At 72.8% G+C, this 17,324-nt stretch carries 13 protein-coding genes and 1 riboswitch; of the genes, 9 read left to right on the top strand and 4 right to left on the bottom strand.

From position 1 onward, the window contains the following. The 4 genes from ABT381_RS11570 to ABT381_RS11555 form a co-directional block, all read left to right on the top strand. Positions 1-648: sensor histidine kinase (locus ABT381_RS11570; protein WP_351591347.1), on the top strand; the 648-nt coding region annotated here is incomplete at its 5' end. Further along, positions 627-1,319: a response regulator transcription factor gene (locus ABT381_RS11565; protein WP_351591344.1), complete on the top strand. Its 693-nt coding sequence runs from the start codon at positions 627-629 to the stop codon at positions 1,317-1,319. The genes ABT381_RS11570 and ABT381_RS11565, both read left to right, overlap by 22 nt. A gap of 167 nt (positions 1,320-1,486) precedes the next feature. Then, the gene (locus ABT381_RS11560; protein ID WP_351591341.1) at positions 1,487-2,074 is read left to right on the top strand and encodes a DUF485 domain-containing protein; all 588 of its coding nucleotides are present in this window, start codon (positions 1,487-1,489) and stop codon (positions 2,072-2,074) included. After that, the gene (locus ABT381_RS11555) at positions 2,071-3,780 is read left to right on the top strand and encodes a solute symporter family protein (RefSeq protein WP_467754696.1); all 1,710 of its coding nucleotides are present in this window, start codon (positions 2,071-2,073) and stop codon (positions 3,778-3,780) included. The genes ABT381_RS11560 and ABT381_RS11555 overlap by 4 nt, the downstream gene beginning before the upstream one ends. Before the next feature lie 34 nt (positions 3,781-3,814). On the opposite strand, the gene ABT381_RS11550 is transcribed toward ABT381_RS11555, so the two are convergent. From ABT381_RS11550 to ABT381_RS11540, 3 genes are all read right to left on the bottom strand, one after another. Then, a complete protein-coding gene (locus tag ABT381_RS11550) occupies positions 3,815-4,489 on the bottom strand; it encodes a DUF7342 family protein (protein WP_351591338.1) in 675 nt (224 codons plus the stop codon). Next, the gene (locus tag ABT381_RS11545) at positions 4,486-6,213 is read right to left on the bottom strand and encodes an ATP-binding protein (protein ID WP_351591335.1); all 1,728 of its coding nucleotides are present in this window, start codon (positions 6,211-6,213) and stop codon (positions 4,486-4,488) included. The genes ABT381_RS11550 and ABT381_RS11545 overlap by 4 nt, the downstream gene beginning before the upstream one ends. 114 nt (positions 6,214-6,327) lie before the next feature. Beyond that, positions 6,328-7,299: a ferredoxin family protein gene (locus ABT381_RS11540; RefSeq protein ID WP_351591332.1), complete on the bottom strand. Its 972-nt coding sequence runs from the start codon at positions 7,297-7,299 to the stop codon at positions 6,328-6,330. A gap of 628 nt (positions 7,300-7,927) precedes the next feature. Between ABT381_RS11540 and ABT381_RS11535 the strand changes: the two genes are divergently transcribed. Then, positions 7,928-9,133 (top strand): CobW family GTP-binding protein, encoded by a 1,206-nt coding sequence (locus ABT381_RS11535; protein ID WP_351591329.1) that lies wholly within the window; start codon positions 7,928-7,930, stop codon positions 9,131-9,133. A gap of 116 nt (positions 9,134-9,249) precedes the next feature. Here the strand turns inward: ABT381_RS11535 and ABT381_RS11530 are convergent, their stop codons facing one another. After that, positions 9,250-11,718 carry a DNA gyrase/topoisomerase IV subunit A gene (locus ABT381_RS11530; protein WP_351591326.1) on the bottom strand — a complete coding sequence of 823 codons (2,469 nt, stop codon included), beginning with the start codon at positions 11,716-11,718 and terminating at the stop codon, positions 9,250-9,252. A 483-nt stretch (positions 11,719-12,201) separates the two neighbouring features. Here ABT381_RS11530 and ABT381_RS11525 point away from each other — a divergent pair, with 483 nt between their 5' ends. From ABT381_RS11525 to ABT381_RS11510, 4 genes are all read left to right on the top strand, one after another. Continuing rightward, positions 12,202-13,596: a M16 family metallopeptidase gene (locus ABT381_RS11525; RefSeq protein WP_351591359.1), complete on the top strand. Its 1,395-nt coding sequence runs from the start codon at positions 12,202-12,204 to the stop codon at positions 13,594-13,596. Positions 13,597-13,616: 20 nt separating this feature from the next. Next, positions 13,617-14,984: a M16 family metallopeptidase gene (locus tag ABT381_RS11520; RefSeq protein WP_351591356.1), complete on the top strand. Its 1,368-nt coding sequence runs from the start codon at positions 13,617-13,619 to the stop codon at positions 14,982-14,984. 344 nt (positions 14,985-15,328) lie between these two features. Further along, a riboswitch (cyclic di-AMP (ydaO/yuaA leader) is annotated at positions 15,329-15,486 on the top strand. A 12-nt stretch (positions 15,487-15,498) separates the two neighbouring features. Next, the gene (locus ABT381_RS11515) at positions 15,499-16,332 is read left to right on the top strand and encodes a M23 family metallopeptidase (RefSeq protein WP_351591323.1); all 834 of its coding nucleotides are present in this window, start codon (positions 15,499-15,501) and stop codon (positions 16,330-16,332) included. A gap of 264 nt (positions 16,333-16,596) precedes the next feature. Beyond that, complete coding sequence (locus ABT381_RS11510) at positions 16,597-17,295, top strand: GntR family transcriptional regulator (protein ID WP_351591320.1); 699 nt, start codon at positions 16,597-16,599, stop codon at positions 17,293-17,295. Positions 17,296-17,324 lie beyond the last annotated feature (29 nt).

Below are 17,324 nucleotides of genomic sequence, written 5' to 3'. Positions count from 1 at the left end.
GCCGCCCGCGCCGCCGAGGCCGAGGCCCGTGCCGCCGAGGCCGAATCGGCGGCGCTGGCCGAGCGCGGCCGGATCGCCCGCGAGATCCACGACGTGCTCGCGCACAGCCTCAGCGCCCAGCTCGTACACCTGGAAGCCGCCCGTCTTCTCATCGAACGAAGCCCTGACCTGGAGGGTTCCCGCACCGAGGTACTCGAACGGGTGACGGCGGCCCGCAGGATGGCGCGCGAAGGGCTGGACGGCACCCGGGAGGCGCTGTCCGCGCTGCGGGGCGAGATGGGCCCCGTGGAGGACTTCCTGCGCGAGCTGGCCGCCACCGAGGGCGCGCGGCTGGACGTGGTGGGGGAGAGCCGCGCGCTGTCCCCGGAGGCAGGGCTCACGCTGCGCAGGGTCGCCCAAGAGGCGATGACCAACGTCCGCAAGCACGCCCCCGGGGCGCGCGTGGAGCTGCGCCTGGAGTACGCGGCGGGCGAGGTGGGGCTGCGGGTGCGCGACTCCGGTGGCCGCGGCGCGCCCGGTGACCTCGCGGCCAGCGGCTCCGGGTACGGTCTGCGGGGAATGCGGGAGCGCGCCGAACTGCTCGGCGGGACGCTGGAGTCCGGCCCGGGTGAGGAGGGATTCGTGGTGTGGCTGCGAGTACCGGCGTGAGCGCGCGCGTGGTGGTCGCCGACGACCAGACCGTGGTGCGCGAGGGCATCGTGATGCTTCTGGGACTGCTGCCGGGCATCGAGGTCGTCGGCTCGGCGGCCGACGGCGACGAAGCGGTCCGCATGACCGCCGAATTCGCTCCGGACGTCGTCCTGATGGACCTGCGGATGCCGCGCTGCGACGGGGTGGAGGCGACGCGCCGCATCCGGGAGCAGCACCCCGGCACCCAGGTCGTTGTGCTGACGACGTACGCCGACGACGAGTCCCTCTTCCCGGCCCTGCAGGCCGGCGCCCGTGGCTACCTCACGAAGGACGCCGACGGCGACGAGATCGTACGGGCCGTCGAGGACGTCATGTCCGGTCAGGCCGGGCTCTCGCCGCAGGTGCAGCGGCGGCTGCTGGAACGGTTCGCCGAGGCTCCGTCCGTACCGCGACCGAGTGCTGCGGCCGCTCCTCCGGAGCCGCCCGACGGCCTCACTGCCCGCGAGACCGAGGTGCTCGCCCTGGTCGCCGAGGGACTCTCCAACCCCGAGATCGCCCGCCGCCTGCACGTCTCCACCGCGACGGTGAAGACCCACATCAACAACCTCTTCGCCAAGGCCGGGCTCCGCGACCGGGCGCAGGCGATCCACTACGCGTACCGGCACGGGATCGCGCAGCCCCCGGGGTGACCCGGAAGGGTGACACCGCTCCTGTCAGCGCGCCACAAGGCCAGGAAACCTCCCGGTTGGTCCGTCACCTGATGGGGTGAAGGATTCGCAATGGATGTCCGGGAACCACCGCGTCTGTCCATCCTTGGGCGCACGGCCAGACAGGCCGCGGAACAAGGAGATGCCCGGTGGAGAAGCGCGACGGCCGCCCGGCCGGAGCCGTACGGCTCGACGACCCCTGGTACGACACCCTCGCCTCCGGACGGGGCGACCGGGGCGCGGCCGCACGGGAGGACGGCGGCGTGCCGGCGCAGCGGGCGGCCGGATGGGCGGACGCGGACGACACGGAGCGCGAGACGGCCGACGCCACGGCGGAGGACGGCCCCGACCTGTCGTGGCCGAGCCCCCCGGCGCAGCGCACGGACGTCCCCGGGGCGTCCGGCGACCCGGCGCACGAGGAGGTGTACCTCGCCGTCCAGCGCAGCGCCGCCTTCCAGGAAGTGCGCCGCCGCTACCGCAGCTTCGTCGTGCCCGCCACAGCCCTCTTCCTGACCTGGTACCTCGCGTACGTCATCGCGTCCGTCACCGCGCCCGGACTGATGGCCCGCCAGGTGATCGGCCCGCTCAACGTCGCCATGCTCGCCGGACTCGGCCAGTTCGCCACGACCTTCCTCCTCACCTGGGCGTACGCCCGCCACGCCCGGCTGCGCCGGGACCGGGCCGCGCTCGACCTGCGCTGGGAGACCCAGGACATGACAGGGGGCAACGTCCGTTGACCGGCCGCCCGTCCGCCCTCGCCGCCTCCGCGGCGCCCGATGACCACCACATCCTGGCCCTCGTCCTCTTCAGCGCCTTCGTGGCCGTGACCCTCGCGGTCACGGCCTGGGCCGGCCGCCGACGGCACGGTTCCGCAGAGGAGTTCTACGCCGGGGGCAGGCTCTTCTCGCCCATGGAGAACGGTTTCGCCATCGCCGGTGACTACATGTCGGCGGCGTCCTTCCTCGGCATCTCCGGCCTCATCGCCCTCTTCGGGTACGACGGCCTGCTGTACTCCGTGGGCTTCCTCGTCGCCTGGCTCCTCGTGCTTTTCCTCGTCGCCGAACTGGTGCGCAACTGCGGCCGCTTCACCCTCGCCGACGTGGTCGCCGCCCGTATGCGCCGCCGCCCCGTACGGATCGCCGCAGGCGTCTCCTCCGTCACCGTCTCCGTGCTCTACCTCGTCGCCCAGATGGTCGGTGCGGGCAGCCTGGTGGCCCTCCTGCTCGGCGGGACGAGCCAGGTGGCCCGTACGTGGACGGTCGTCGGCGTCGGCGCCCTGATGGTCTTCTACGTCATCTGCGGCGGCATGCGGGCCACGACCTGGATCCAGATCATCAAGGCCGTGCTCCTCATGGGCGGCGCCATCGCGCTGACCCTCCTCGTGCTGGTCCGTTTCCACGGGGACCTCGGCACGCTGCTCACCACCGCGGCGCGACAGAGCGGCCACGGCGCGGACTTCCTCGCCCCGGGCCTCAAGTACGGCGGCAGCTGGACCGCTCGGCTGGACTTCCTCAGCCTCGGGCTCGCGCTGGTCCTCGGTACCGCGGGCCTGCCGCACATCCTGTCGCGCTTCTACACCGTGCCCACCGCCCGCGCCGCCCGCCGCTCCGTGGTGTGGTCCATCGGGCTCATCGGCGGCTTCTACCTGATGACGATCGTGCTCGGCTTCGGAGCCGCGGCCGTGCTCGGGACCGGCGCGGTACGGGCCGCCAACCCGGCCGGCAACACCGCCGTACCGCTGCTCGCCCTCGACCTGGGAGGCGGCCCCGACTCCACTGGCGGAACGATCCTTTTCGCCGTGGTCGCGGCGGTCGCCTTCGCCACGATCCTCGCCGTCGTCGCGGGCATCACGCTCGCGTCTTCGGCGTCGGTCGCGCACGACCTGTACGGGGCGCTGCGGCGCAGCAGGCCTTCTTACGGGGGCACCGCGTCCTCGTACGGCGACGACGCGTCCTCCGAAGGGCGTGACGGCGCCTCCCGGGAGCGGGGCGCGGCCTTCGGGGAAGTCGCCGTCGCGCGGGCCGCGGCGGTCGGCGTCGGGGCGGCGGCCATCGGCCTCGGCCTGCTCGCCCAGGACCTCAACGTCGCCTTCCTCGTGGGACTGGCCTTCGCGGTCGCCGCCTCCGCCAACCTCCCCGTCCTGCTCTACTCCCTCTTCTGGCGCCGCTTCACCACCCGGGGCGCCGTCTGGTCCGTCTACGGAGGGCTGCTCCCGGCGATCGCTCTCGTGGTCCTCTCACCGGTCGTTTCCGGCAGCCCCACGGCGATCTTCCCCGGCCTGGACTTCCAGCTCTTCCCCCTGGAGAACCCGGGCCTGGTCTCCATCCCCCTGGGCTTCGCGCTCGGCTGGCTCGGCACCATCACCTCTCCGCAGGCCCCGGACGCCGCCGCCCGGCACGCGGAGACCGAGGTACGGGCGCTGACGGGCGCGGGGGCGGCGTGACGGCCGCACAGGCGGCGCAGCGGGCCCGGTCGGCTCAGACCCAGTCGTACCGATGCTCCGGCCGGCCCGTCTCGCCGTACCGCAGCGTCAGCTTGACCCGGCCGGCCCGCTCCAGCAGCTTCAGGTAGCGCTGTGCGGTCTGCCGGCTGAGGCCTGCCTGCCGGGCCACCTCCTGTGCCGACAGCGGGGTCTCGGCGGAGCGCAGGACGGACCGTACGCGGTCGGCCGTCGCCGTGGAGTGCCCCTTGGGCAGCTCGGCCGGACCGGCGTTGGCGGCCCCCAGCGCCCCGAAGATCCGGTCCACCTCGGACTGTTCGGCCTGCCCGCCGACCTCGAAGGTCCGCCGCAGCGCCGCATACCCCTCCAGCTTCGAACGCAGCCCGGCGAACGTGAACGGCTTCACCAGGTACTGGAGCGCGCCGTGCCGCATGGCGGCCCGTACGGTGGCGACGTCGCGGGCCGCCGTCACCATGATCACGTCCGTGTGCAGGCCGCGCTGCCGCAGCCGGGCCACGAGCTGCAGGCCCGTCTCGTCCGGGAGGTAGTGATCCAGCAGGACGAGATCGACGGCCGTGCTCTCCAGCACGGCCAGCGCCTCGGCGGCGGTGTGCGCCTGCGCGACGACCCGGAAACCGGCGATCTTCGTGACGTACGCGGCGTTGATCCCGGCCACCCGGACGTCGTCGTCGACGACGAGTACGTCGATCATCGCGCGCCTCCCAGGGGATCCGGCAGCGTTTCCCCGCTCCTGTCGGAGACATGCGTCTCGGACAGGGCGTCCGCGAGCGCGTCGGGGAGCGTCACGGTGAACCGTGCGCCGCCGCCCGGACGGTCGTCCACCTCGGCGCCGCCCCCGTAGCGCTCGGCCAGCCGTCGTACGAGGACCAGCCCGATACCGCGCTGCCCGTGTGCCGGCGGCTCCTTCGTCGTCCAGCCCTCCGTGAAGATCTCCTGGCGCCGCTCGCGCGGCACGCCGGGGCCGTTGTCGCTGACCCGCACGGTCGCCGTCCGGCCCTCGGCGCGCACCTCCACCTCGACCTGCCCGTCCCGTCCGCCGGCCGCCGCGTCCAGCGCGTTGTCGACCAGATTGCCGACGACCGTGACGAGGCCGTGCGGGTCGACCACCCGGTCCGGCAGCCGGGTCGCTGTCGCGATGCTCAGCGACACGCCGCGCTCGGCGGCCACGGTCGCCTTCCCCACCAGCAGCGCCGCCAGCAAGGGGTCGTGCACGCGCTCGGTGACCTGCTCGGCGGTCGCCCGGTGCACGCCGACCGCGTGCGTCACAAACTCCACCGCCTCCTCGTACAGCCCCAATTCCAGCAGCCCGAGGAGGGTGTGCAGCCGGTTCGCGTGTTCATGGTCCTGGGCGCGCAACGCGTCGATCAGCCCCCGCGTACCGTCCAGCTCGCGGCCCAGCCGCTCCAGCTCCGTACGGTCCCGCAGGGTGACCACGGCGCCGCCGTCGTCGGTCGGCATCCGGTTGGCCACCAGGACCCGCTGTCCGCTGACGGTGAGCAGGTCGGCGCCGGAGGCCCGGCCCGCCAGCACGTCCGTCGTCCGGCCCGGGGGCAGCACGGTGTCCAGGGGACGGCCGATGTCCTCCGCACGCAGGTCGAGCAGCCGCTGCGCCTCGTCGTTCAGCAGCCGGATGCGGCCGTGCCGGTCCAGCGCGACGAACCCCTCGCGGATGCCGTGCAGCATGGCCTCCCGCTCGGCGAGCAGCGCGGAGATGTCGGAGAAGGCCAGGTCATGGGTGCGGCGCTGGAGCCGGCGCGCGACGAGGTACGCGGCCAGCGCGCCCACGGCGAGCGCCCCGCCCGCGTACGCCAGCAGGTCGGGCACGGTCGACAGCAGCCGTTGCTGCACGCTCTCGTACGCGATGCCGACCGAGACGGCGCCGACGATGTGTCCGTGGTCGTCCCGCAGCGGGACCTTGCCCCGCGCCGAGCGGCCGAGGGTGCCCTCGTCGATCTGCATGACCTCCCGGCCGGAGAGGGCGGCACTGGGATCGGTGGAGACGTGCCGGCCGATCTCGCCCGGGTCGGTGTGCGACCAGCGCACGCCGTGCTCGTCCATGATCACGACGTACTCGGCGCCGGTCGCCCGCCGGATCCGCTCGGCGGCCGCCTGGACCGGGCCGCCGGCGGCGGGGCGGGACGCCTCCAGCGCCTCGTCCAGGCGCGGCTGGGCGGCGGTGGTCTGCGCGATGGCCAGGGCGCGGCGCATGGCCTGGTCGTCCAGCTGGGCGCTGAGCGGCGCGAGGAAGAGACCGGTCGCCAGCGCGGTCACGCCGGCGGCGATGGCCAGCTGCACGAGCAGGACCTGCGCGAACACGCGGCGCGGCCAGCGCAGCCGCAGTCGCGCCCGGCCGCCGCCGCGCGGCTCACCGGCCGCGCCGGGCCCGCTCGCCCTCTCCTCGCCCTTGTCGCCCATACGAACGAACAGTAAGCGGGACGACGGTGGCTCGGGTAATCACCGGGCCCGCGCGGTCGCCGACGGCCCCGCCGAAAGTTATCCACAGGCCCGCCACGGCCGGGCGGAATCGCTCTAATCTTCAGTCGTGGTCACGGAACGTGACGATCGTGTGACGGCGATGGCGGGGGTGAGGGCAGTGATGTCTGTGACGGACATGAGTGCGGGAGGAATGGCGGAGGCTCCGCAGCTGGCCGGGGTGGCGGTGTCGCCGGCGCGCTGCTCGACGGTGACGCGCCAGACGCGGCCGTCGGCGTGGGCGAGCGTGAGGACCCAGAAAGGAGGCGTTCCTTCGCCGGAGGAGCGGGCCTCGATCCCGGTGACGTCGAGGGCGTCGGCGCGGTCCTCGCCGATCAGATCGCGGACGGCGAGGTCGGCGGCCTGCGCCGGGCGGTCCCAGGTGGAACGGCCGCGGCAGTGGTCGGTGACGACCCGGCCCTCGCGCGCCGCGACGACGGCGTCCTTGACGAGCGGCGCCGCTGCCCGGCCGTACGCGTATCCGTACGGCAGCACGAAGAGCGTGGGGGAGAAGCGATGACCACCGATGTGCGTGACCTCCCACGCCTCCATGCCGTCCGCCGCCAGCTCCGCGGCGAGCGGCCGGCCCAGTACGGCACAGCAGCGGTCGCGCTTTCCGTTGGTGCACACGAGGACCGGCGGCGGGCCGGTGTACGGCTCCCAGAGATCGCCGTGCGCACCCGCGCCCAGCGCCGCGAAGTCCAGGTCGAGAAGCGTGCCGGGGTCGGCGATCCGTGCCGTACGGATCCAGGAGCGGCCGGGGGCGGTGTGCGCGAGGAAGACCCGGCGCGGCGTGCTCGCCCCGCGGTCGGCGTGCCGGCCGGGGCGGCGGATCAGGGCGACGCGTACACCGGTGTCCGCGGCGGCGGCCTCCAGGGCGCGGCCGACGGCCGGGTCGAGGTGGCTGTCGGTGAGCGCCTTGGCACCCCAGGGGCCGCTCTGCTCGACGAGCAGCCAGGTCCGGGCGGTGGCCGCCGTACCGGCCAGGGGTTCGGCCGCCATGCGGGAAGCGGTTGCACAGGTACTCACATAGGCGACCCTAACCTGCGGGCTGCGACGCCGACGGGCAGCGGGCCGGCAATGGCCGGTCCTCGCCGGGGCGCTTCGGGTTGGCCCCGTCACCGGTCTCCTGCCGGGCGGTGTCTTGCCGGGCATCCAGCGGGCGGAGCCGATACTGGCCGCGCATCCGGGGAGGGCCGGCGCGCCTCGGGAGCGGGGCGCGGCTTGGGCGCCTCGGGATCGGGACGTGGCTCGGGAGCGGGACGTGGCTCGGCACCCGGACGTGGCTCGGGAGCGGGGCATGGCTCGGGAGCCGGACATGGCGCCAATATCCTGGAGCGGGCGACGGGCCTGAAGATCGTCCAGGTCCTCCGGGCAGCAATGCGCTCCGCAGCGACCGCTGCCTGCCGGGTCCGTGCCCGCCACGCTCGATCGACGTACGCCGCGGCCGAAGCCGGCAGGCGTACGCGGACCGACCGGACACGCTGGAGGCGCCCCCTTGACCAGTACGCAGCACCCGGCCACTCCTGGCCCGGCCACTCCTGCCGCGGCCACCCGTGCCCCGGATGCCCGGGAACAGGAGATTGTCCGAGAGGCGGCGGGCCCGGGGACGGGCCCGGGGCCGGGCTCGGACCCGGCTCCGACCGCCGGGGACTCCGTGCCGCGGCAGATCCCGGTCGTCGTGCTCGCCGGGTTCCTCGGGTCCGGCAAGACCACCCTGCTCAATCACCTGCTGAGCCGGAGCGGCGGCACCCGGATCGGCGCGGTCGTCAACGACTTCGGGGCGATCGAGATCGACGCGATGCTGGTCGCGGGCCAGGTCGACTCGATGGTGTCGTTGGGGAACGGCTGCCTGTGCTGCGCGGTCGACACGAGCGAGCTGGACACGTATCTGGAGCGGCTGGCGCGCCCGTCCTCCCATATCGACGTCATCGTCATCGAAGCCAGTGGCCTGGCCGAGCCGCAGGAACTGATCCGGATGATCCTCGCGAGCGAGAGCGACCGGATCGTGTACGGCGGGCTGGTCGAGGTGGTCGACGCGGCGGAGTTCGAGGGCACGCGCGCTCGCCACCCGGAGCTGGACCGGCACCTGGCCATCGCGGACCTGGTGGTCCTCAACAAGGCCGACCGGATCGGCGACGCCCGGCGAGCGGAGCTGCTGGGCACCCTCGGCGAGCTGGCGCCCGGTACGCCTGTCGTGCCCGCGGCGTACGGACGCATCGACCCGGAGCTGCTCTTCGAGCGCCGGCCCCGGGAAGGCGTGGCCGAGGGACAGCTGTCCTTCGAGGACCTGCTCAGGGAGGAGGTCGAGCACGAGGAACACGACGAGAACGACGAGCACGAGGAGAACGAGGAGTGTGCGGCGCACGGAGGGAGTGCCGGTGACGGGAGCTGTGACGGACACGCACACGGACGCGGACACGGGAACCGACGTCACCTGCACGCCGGTTACGACACCGTGGAGTTCACCTCGGCCGAGCCGATGCACCCGCGGCGGTTGATGGAGTTCCTGGACGCGCGGCCTGCCGGGCTGTACCGCATCAAGGGGTTCGTGCACTTCGGGGTGGCGGGGAGCGGGCAGAAGTTCACCGTGCACGCGGTGGGTGGTTTTCTGCGGTTCTATCCCGGGGCGTGGGCCGAGGGGGAGGAGCGGCTGACGCAGCTCGTGCTCATCGGGTCCGGTATCGACGCTCCGGCGCTGCGGAAGGAGCTGGACGCCTGCCGCGACACCGCGCCCGAGGAGACCGACCCGCACACGATGTGGGGAGTGCTGCGGTACGTACCGTCGTCCGCTTCCGATGAGGAACCGGACACGACGGAGGAGGACGAGACCTTCGCAGGGGCGCACATGAAGGACGCGTAAGCGACACCCCTGGGGCCCCCGGGCCCGGCGCCGCACGCCACCGAAAGCCTCGGCACCGCACGCCACCGAAGTGACGTACGGCGCCGAGAACCGAGCCAGGGGCGGGGCGGACGTCCCTACACCGGCCCCGCCAGCGTGGCCACCTTCTTCGTGAGCGGGACGCCCGAGCCGTCGCGGCGCGGGTCCGGGTCCGGGAGCGGCACCGGGCTGCCCTTGGCGTCCGCGGCGCGGGCCGGGGCGGCGCCGGCCCAGGCCAGGGTGAGATGGTCCTCGCCCTTCAGGAAGCGCTGGCAGCGGACGCCGCCGGTCGCCCGGCCCTTGCGCGGGTACTGGTCGAAGGGGGTGAGCTTGGCAGTACTGATGGAGTCGTCCAGCGTGCCGTGGGAGCCGGAGACGGTGAAGACCACCGCGTCGGCGGCCGGGTCGACGGCGGTGAAGGAGATGACCTTCGCGCCCTCGGCGAGCTTGATGCCGGCCATGCCGCCGGCGGCGCGGCCCTGCGGACGTACCTGCGCGGCCGGGTAACGGAGCAGTTGGGCCTCGTCGCTGATGAAGACCAGGTCCTCCTCGCCGGTGCGCAGCTCGACGGCGCCGACGACGCGGTCGCCGTCCCGGAGGGAGATGACCTCCAACTCCTCCTTGTTCGCCGGGTAGTCCGGCACCACTCTCTTGACCACGCCCTGTTCCGTACCGAGGGCGAGGCCGGGTGAGGATTCGTCGAGGGTGGTCAGGCAGACCAGCTCCTCGCCGTCGTCGAGGGTGAGGAACTCGGAGATCTTCGCGCCGCCGGACAGGCTGGGTGTGGCGGCCGTCTCCGGCAACTGCGGCAGGTCGATCACCGACAGGCGCAGCAGCCGCCCGGCGGAGGTGACCGCGCCGACCTCGGCGCGGGCCGTGGCCGGGACGGCGGAGACGATGACGTCGTGCTTGGCACGCTTGGCGTCGGTGTCGAAGGAGCCCTCGCCGCCCGCCGTACGCGCCAGCAGCCCCGTGGAGGACAGCAGGACGCGGCAGGGGTCGTCGGCGACCTCCAGCGGCACCGCGGCGGCAGCGGCCGCGCCGGAGGACTCCAGCAGGACCGTGCGGCGCTCGGTGCCGTACTTCTTGGCGACCGAGGCCAGTTCGGAGGAGACCAGCTTGCGCAGCTCGGCGTCGGAATCGAGGATCTTGGTCAGCTTCTCGATGTCGGCGCGGAGGGTGTCGCGCTCGGACTCCAGCTCGATGCGGTCGAACTTGGTGAGACGGCGCAGCGGGGTGTCGAGGATGTACTGCGTCTGGATGTCGCTCAGCCCGAAGCGCTCGATCAGCCGCTGCTTGGCCTCCGCGCTGTTCTCGCTGGAGCGGATGAGGCGGATGACCTCGTCGATGTCGATCAGCGCGGTGAGCAGGCCCTCGACGAGGTGGAGGCGGTCGCGCTTCTTGCTGCGGCGGAACTCGCTGCGCCGCCGTACGACGGTGAAGCGGTGGTCGACGTAGACCTCCAGGAGCTCCTTCAGGCCCAGCGTCAGCGGCTGGCCGTCGACCAGCGCGACGTTGTTGATGCCGAAGGACTCCTCCATGGGAGTGAGCTTGTAGAGCGTCTCGAGGACGGCTTCGGGGTGGAAGCCGTTCTTGATCTCGATGACCAGGCGGAGGCCGTGCTCGCGGTCGGTGAGGTCCTTGACGTCCGCGATGCCCTGCAGCTTCTTCGAGCCGACCAGGTCCTTGATCTTGGAGATGACCTTCTCGGGGCCGACCGTGAAGGGCAGTTCGGTGACGACCAGGCCCTTGCGGCGCGGCGTGACGTTCTCCACCGCGACGGTGGCGCGGATCTTGAAGCTGCCGCGGCCCTTCTCGTACGCGTCCCGGACGCCGGAGAGGCCGACGATGCGGCCGCCCGTGGGCAGGTCGGGGCCCGGGACGTACCGCATCAGCGTTTCGAGGTCGGCGTTCGGGTGCTTGATGAGGTGCCGGGCGGCGGCGATGACCTCGCCGAGGTTGTGCGGCGGCATGTTCGTCGCCATGCCGACGGCGATGCCGGAGGCGCCGTTGACGAGGAGGTTCGGATACGCCGCCGGGAGGGCGACGGGCTCCTGCTCCTGGCCGTCGTAGTTCGGTTGGAAGTCGACGGTGTCCTCGTCGATGGACTCCGTCATCAGCGACGTCGCGGAGTCCATCCGGCACTCGGTGTACCGCATGGCCGCCGGCGGGTCGTCGTTCCCCAGCGAACCGAAGTTGCCGTGGCCGTCGACCAGCGGCAGCCGCATGGAGAAGGGCTGCGCCATGCGCACCAGCGCGTCGTAGATGGACGCGTCGCCGTGCGGGTGGAGCTTACCCATGACCTCGCCGACGACGCGGGCGCACTTCACGTATCCGCGGTCGGGGCGCAGGCCCATCTCGTTCATTTGGTACAGGATGCGGCGGTGTACGGGCTTGAGGCCGTCGCGTGCGTCGGGCAGGGCGCGCGAGTAGATGACCGAATACGCGTACTCCAGGAAGGAACCCTGCATCTCATCGACGACGTCGATGTCGAGGATCCGCTCCTCGAAGTCCTGGGGCTCCGGTGTGCCCCCTGACGGCGGGGTCTTCGTGCTGCGGCGGGCCATCGCGGCTGCGGCTCCTTCGCTCGAACTCTGCTTCGCTTACGGCTACGGCGTCTGCTGGACCGGCAGGTCGGCGCGGTGCTCGCGTCCCCTGCCGGGGCAGGCCCGACGGCTGAGTCTGCCGGGATCTGCCGTGCTCCGGCGCGCTCAACGGCCGAACCTGTCGCGGACCATTGTGGACCGCCGCACTGACATCGCCGACCGCGACCCGTCCGTAGCGCCCCTGCGCACCGGCCGTCACCCGCCTCCGGAGCCCCGCCGGGACCCCGCTGGAGCCCCGCCGAAGCCCCGCGGACGACGGCCGTGCCGGGCCCGGAAACCGCGCGACAGGCGGCGAACACCAGAGCGGAACGCAGGTGCGGAGCGCCCCGATCCGGGGAATCTCCTACCGGCGGGAGCGCCGGACGGGAACTTCGCCAGATGCCGACGCGCTTGCATACAGTGACAGAACTTCCTCGCAAGCGGATCGAAGGGACGTACATGCCCATGGGTCACACGGCCACAGAACAAGCCGGCTCCGGCGGCCTGACAGCAACCGAGCACCGGCTGGCCAATGGCCTGCGCGTGGTGCTCTCGGAGGACCACCTGACCCCCGTCGCGGCGGTCTGCCTGTGGTACGACGTCGGCTCCCGCCACGAGGTGAAGGGCCGTACGGGCCTTGCGCACCTCTTCGAGCACCTGATGTTCCAAGGGTCGGCGCAGGTGAAGGGCAACGGTCACTTCGAGCTGGTGCAGGGCGCCGGCGGCTCGCTCAACGGCACCACGAGCTTCGAGCGGACGAACTACTTCGAGACCATGCCCGCCCACCAGCTCGAGCTCGCCCTGTGGCTGGAGGCGGACCGGATGGGTTCGCTGCTGGCCGCACTGGACGACGAGTCGCTGGAGAACCAGCGCGACGTGGTGAAGAACGAGCGCCGCCAGCGGTACGACAACGTGCCGTACGGCACCGCGTTCGAGAAGCTGACGGCGATGGCCTACCCCGAGGGCCACCCGTACCACCACACGCCCATCGGGTCCATGGCCGACCTGGACGCCGCCTCCCTGGAGGACGCGCGGAACTTCTTCCGCACGTACTACGCGCCCAACAACGCCGTGCTGTCCATCGTGGGCGACATCGACCCCGAGCGGACCCTCGCCTGGGTGGAGAAGTACTTCGGCTCCATCCCCGGCCACGACGGCAAGCAGCCGCCGCGGGACGGCTCGCTGCCCGAGATCATGGGCCGGGAGCTGCGCGAGGTCGTCGAGGAGGAGGTGCCCTCGCGCGCCCTCATGGCGGCGTACCGGCTGCCGCACGACGGCACCCGTGAGGCTGATGCCGCGGACGTCGCGTTGACGATCCTGGGTGGCGGCGAGTCCTCCCGGCTCTACAACCGCCTGGTGCGCCGCGACCGCAGCGCCGTCGCGGCGGGCTTCGGCCTGCTGCGCCTGGCGGGCGCGCCCTCGCTGGGCTGGCTGGACGTGAAGACCTCGCACGGCGTCGAGGTGCCCGCCATCGAGCGGGCCGTCGACGAGGAGCTGAAGCGCTTCGCCGAGGAGGGCCCGACCGCCGAGGAGATGGAGCGCGCGCAGGCCCAGTTGGAGCGCGAGTGGCTGGACCGCCTGGAGACGGTCGCCGGGCGCGCGGACGAACTGGCCCGGTACGCGGTGCTGTTCGGCGACCCGCAGCTCGCGCTGAGCGCCGTACAGCGCGTTCTGGACATCACCCCGGACGAGGTGCAGGCGGTCGCCGCCGCCCGGCTGCGCCCCGACAACCGCGCGGTGCTGGTCTACGAGCCGACCCTGCCCGCCGGGGCCGAGGCCGCGGCCGCCGGGGAGCCGGAGCCCGCCGCGGCCGCCGTCCAGAACGACACCGAGACCAAGACCGAGGAGGCGGCCCAGTGACCGACGCCGTGACCCCGACCATGACCTTCCACCCGCAGCCGCAGGCCGGGCAGCCGAAGCCGTGGGCGTTCCCGGCCCCGGTGCGCGGCGCGCTCGGCAACGGCCTGACGGTGCTGCGCGCCGACCGCCCGGGCCAGCAGGTCGTGGCCGTCGAGATCAACCTCGTCGCGCCGCTGGACGCCGAGCCCGAGGGCCTGGACGGCGTCGCCACGATCATGGCGCGGGCGTTCTCCGAGGGAACCGACAAGCACGACGCCGAGGAGTTCGCCGCCGAGCTGGAGCGCTGCGGCGCCACGCTGGACGCGCACGCGGACCACCCCGGCCTCCGCGTCTCCCTGGAGGTGCCGGCCTCCCGCCTCGTGAAGGCGCTCGGCCTGCTCGCCGACGCCCTGCGCGCCCCGGCCTTCCCGGACAGCGAGGTCGAGCGCCTGGTGCGCAACCGCCTGGACGAGATCCCGCACGAGCTGGCCAACCCGGCCCGGCGCGCCGCGATGGCCCTCTCCAAGGAGCTGTTCCCGGCCACCTCCCGGATGTCCCGGCCGCGCCAGGGCACCGAGGAGACGGTGGCGCGCATCGACGCCGCCGCTGTCCGCGCCTTCTACGAGGCGCACGTACGCCCCGCCACGGCCACCGCCGTCATCGTCGGCGACTTCACCGGGGTGGACCTCGACGCGGCGCTGGAGGAGACCCTGGGCGCGTGGACCGGCTCCGCCGCCGAGCCGGTGGCCGCCTCCCCCATCACCGCCGACGACAGCGGCCGTGTGGTCATCGTCGACCGGCCCGGCGCCGTCCAGACGCAGCTGCTGATCGGCCGCATCGGCGCCGACCGGCACGACCGCGTCTGGCCCGCCCAGGTGCTCGGCACGTACTGCCTGGGCGGCACGCTCACCTCCCGCCTGGACCGCGTGCTGCGCGAGGAGAAGGGCTACACCTACGGCGTACGGGCCTTCGGGCAGGTGCTGCGCTCCTCCGGTGACGGCACGGGCGCGGCGATGCTGGCCATAAGCGGTTCGGTGGACACGGAGTCCACGGGTCCGGCGCTGGAGGACCTGTGGAAGGTGCTGCGGACGCTGGCCGCCGAGGGCCTGACCGACGCCGAGCGCGACGTGGCGGTGCAGAATCTGGTCGGCGTGGCGCCGCTGAAGTACGAGACGGCCGCCGCCGTCGCCGGGACGCTGGCCGACCAGGTCGAGCAGCACCTCCCCGACGACTTCCAGGCGGAGCTGTACCGGCGCATGGCCGAGACCGGCACGGTCGAGGCGACCGCCGCCGCGGTCAGCGCCTTCCCGGTGGACCGGCTCGTCACGGTCCTGGTGGGCGATGCCGCGCAGATCGCGGAGCCGGTGCGGAAGCTGGGCATCGGCGAGGTGTCGGTCGTCACGGGCTGACGCGGGGCGGGCCGGCGGCGGTCGCGGACCGGCGCCGTCCCGGGGCGGTTGCGGTGGTGAATTCGCCTGCGCGGTACGGCGGAAGGACGGGCCGGAACGCGTCGTACCGGTCCCGTCACTGGGTGTCTTGAACCGTGCCAACGCCGCTCACATAGCAGGACATAAAGGGTCCCGGGCCGCCAAAGCGGCCCGGGATCTTCGTTTTTGTCCGGAATGCTGTAGGTGGTTGCCTCCGCCCCGTGTGGCGTCCGGCACAAACTCTCGATTCTGTTTGCTGATCGCGAGATGTCCCCTTTAGCGTCGGTCCGGCTGTTCGTCAGAACTGCGCCGCGCCCGCGGCCGCCGGACAGTCATCGCCGAGTCCCCGTACGGCGCGAGCCAGGGGAGCCGGGGACCCACATGTCCCCTTGGGGTGAATCGGCGTCCTCTCCGGAGGCCGCCGTAGGAGACCTTCCTGCTCCGAACCCGTCAGCTAACCCGGTAGGCGAGAAGGAAGGAAAGGAGTGCGCCGGTCATGGCGTTCACCCGTGCCACCGGCAAGCACCGCCGCCCCGGCCGTGCTGCCCGGACCACCCGCAACATCGCCGGCATAGCCGCCGCGACCGGTGTCGTCGTGTCCATCGCCTCCCCGGCGCTGGCCGCCGCCGAGGACCCGGCCGCCACCGACACCGGCCTGACCCGCGCCATCGCCGACACCGGCGACCGGGTCGCCGACAACATCGTGGCCCAGGCCGACGCGCAGGAGGAGGCCGCCGAGGTCGCCGCCGCCCGTACGCAGGTCGAGGACGCCGCCGTCAAGAACGCCGAGGCCGCCAAGAAGAAGGCCCAGGAGGCTCAGCGCAAGGCCGCGGCCGAGGCGGCCGAGAAGAAGGCCGCCGCCAAGAAGAAGGCGGCGGAGAAGCGCGCCTCGCGCTCCGACGCCCGTACCACGCTCAGCGCCAGTGGCTTCGTCGCGCCGATCGCCGGCAGCTACGTCTCCACCCCGTACAAGGCGTCCAGCGGCCTGTGGTCCTCCGGCAGCCACACCGGCATCGACTTCCACGCCGCCTCCGGCACCGCCGTCCACGCCGTCGGCGCGGGCACGGTCGTCGAGGCCGGCTGGGGCGGCGCGTACGGCAACAACATCGTCCTCAAGATGAACGACGGCACCTACACCCAGTACGGCCACCTGTCGTCCATCGGCGTCTCCGTGGGCCAGCGGGTCTCCGCGAACCAGCAGATCGCGCTGTCCGGCAACACCGGCAACACCACCGGCCCGCACCTGCACTTCGAGGCGCGCACCGGCCCGGAGTACGGCTCGGACATCGACCCGATCGCGTACCTGCGTTCGCACGGCGTCAGCGTCTGAGGGACCCGAGCCTCTGAGGGGCCGCGCACCGTACGGCGTTCCCCGTGTACCACCCGAAGCCCCGGCCCCCGGCCGGGGCTTCGGCGTCTCCGTATGCGCTCCCGTTGCGCTCCCGTCCCCGCCTCCCCGGAACTCCCGCCCATTGGCCAAAAAATATCCATGAATTCGTGACGGCCATCGGAAATGCCGGTCCGGTGTCATAGAGTCACGGAAAAGGCGCCGCCCGGACGGCGTTTCCAGAGGATTACGGCGGAGGCACGGACGATGCGAGGGAACATTTCGGCGCATGCGGTCTGCACGGCGATTCGCGACGACATCGTCTCCGGAACGTTCCCGCCCGGCTCCCGGCTGATCGAGGAACTGCTCGCGTCCCGGTACGGCGTCTCCCGCGTCCCCGTACGCGAAGCGCTGCGCACGCTGGAGTCCGAGGGGTTCGTCACCACGCGGCGGCACGCGGGCGCGTGTGTGGCCGAGCCGACCGAGCAGGAGGCCGCCGACCTCCTGGACATCCGCCTCCTCCTGGAGCCCCTGGGCGCCGCCCGCGCCGCGGCCCGCCGCTCGGCCGCCCATCTGAAGGTACTGCGCGGCCTGGTCCGCCTGGGGCGTGCGAGGGCCCGCCACGGCAGCGCCGCCGACCTGCGGCAACTGGACTGCTGGTTCCACGAGACGCTCGCCCAGGCGTCCGGCAGCGCGAGCATGACGGCGCTGCTCACCCAGCTGCGCCGCAAGATCGACTGGGTGTACGCGATCGACCTGGACCAGCCGTCGCCCGGTGAGGCGGACCGGTCCTGGCAGGAGCACGGCGCGATCGTGGACGCGGTGGCGCGCGGCGACGCCGAGCGCGCCCGCGCACTGACCGCCGCCCATGTGGAGCACGCGCTGCCCGCCCACCGGCTGCGCCGTCCGGCGCCGGCGGTGAGGGAAGTGAAACGGTCCGTAAACACGGCGCGCGTCCGGAATTAACACCGCTGCCGTATACAACTCCTGGGGAA

Source organism: Streptomyces sp. NPDC000151 (assembly GCF_040301705.1).
Taxonomy (GTDB): Bacteria; Actinomycetota; Actinomycetes; order Streptomycetales; family Streptomycetaceae; genus Streptomyces.
This window is presented reverse-complemented; position numbering and strand designations above follow the sequence as displayed.

Excerpts from the sequence above, each read along its gene's own strand:
- ABT381_RS11550 (WP_351591338.1), bottom strand. The coding sequence starts at position 4,489 with ATGATCGACGTACTCGTCGTCGACGACGACGTCCGGGTGGCCGGGATC.
- ABT381_RS11545 (WP_351591335.1), bottom strand. The coding sequence starts at position 6,213 with ATGGGCGACAAGGGCGAGGAGAGGGCGAGCGGGCCCGGCGCGGCCGGT.
- ABT381_RS11530 (WP_351591326.1), bottom strand. The coding sequence starts at position 11,718 with ATGGCCCGCCGCAGCACGAAGACCCCGCCGTCAGGGGGCACACCGGAG.
- ABT381_RS11525 (WP_351591359.1), top strand. The coding sequence starts at position 12,202 with ATGGGTCACACGGCCACAGAACAAGCCGGCTCCGGCGGCCTGACAGCA.
- ABT381_RS11520 (WP_351591356.1), top strand. The coding sequence starts at position 13,617 with ATGACCTTCCACCCGCAGCCGCAGGCCGGGCAGCCGAAGCCGTGGGCG.
- ABT381_RS11515 (WP_351591323.1), top strand. The coding sequence starts at position 15,499 with ATGGCGTTCACCCGTGCCACCGGCAAGCACCGCCGCCCCGGCCGTGCT.
- ABT381_RS11510 (WP_351591320.1), top strand. The coding sequence starts at position 16,597 with ATGCGAGGGAACATTTCGGCGCATGCGGTCTGCACGGCGATTCGCGAC.